This is a genomic window from Zoogloea sp., assembly GCF_023150065.1.
Classification (GTDB): domain Bacteria; phylum Pseudomonadota; class Gammaproteobacteria; order Burkholderiales; family Rhodocyclaceae; genus Zoogloea.
In genome coordinates this window covers 1-548 of record NZ_JAKLLN010000207.1, presented here as the reverse complement: position 1 = coordinate 548, position 548 = coordinate 1, and the positions used below count along the sequence as shown (strand labels likewise).

Below are 548 nucleotides of genomic sequence, written 5' to 3'. Positions count from 1 at the left end.
GCCGGCCGTTGAAGAGGCGCTGTTCCTGCTGGTGCAGAGCTACGACGCCCTCAACATGCCCGAGCTGCGCAAGGACGCCGAGCGCGTGATGCGCCAGAACTTCCCGAACAGCCGCTACTACGCCGGCAAGGGCACGGAAGCCGAGCCCCAGGCCTGGTGGAAGCTCTGGTAACAGCGGCGGCGCATCACCATGGATGAAGCCGTCCGGCAGGCCCTCGCCAAGTGGCCCAACGTGCCGTCATGCACGGGCTGGCTGCGGCTGTCGCGCCGTGGCGAGTGGCTCGTGCCCGAAGGCCCGATCCGCCATCCGGGCCTGCGCGGCTTCATCAATCGCAACTTCGAAGCCACCGCCGACGGCCGCTGGTTCTTCCAGAACGGGCCGCAGCAGGTTTTTGTGGATCTGGATTACACCCCGACGATCCTGCACCTCGCGGCGCCAGACAGTCTCGAAACCCACACCGGCAAGCCGGTGAGCACGGTTTCAGGCGCATGGTTCGACGAGGAAGGCAGCCTGCTGCTCGCCACCGAGCACGGCATCGGCCTGCTGG

The 548-nt window shown here is 67.2% G+C and carries 1 protein-coding gene; it reads left to right on the top strand.

Going from position 1 to position 548, the window contains the following annotated elements; all coding sequences use genetic code 11:
- Nucleotides 1-190: 190 nt before the first annotated feature.
- A partial coding sequence (locus L6Q67_RS24300; RefSeq protein ID WP_296576326.1) for a DUF2946 family protein occupies nt 191-548 on the top strand: 358 nt, incomplete at its 3' end.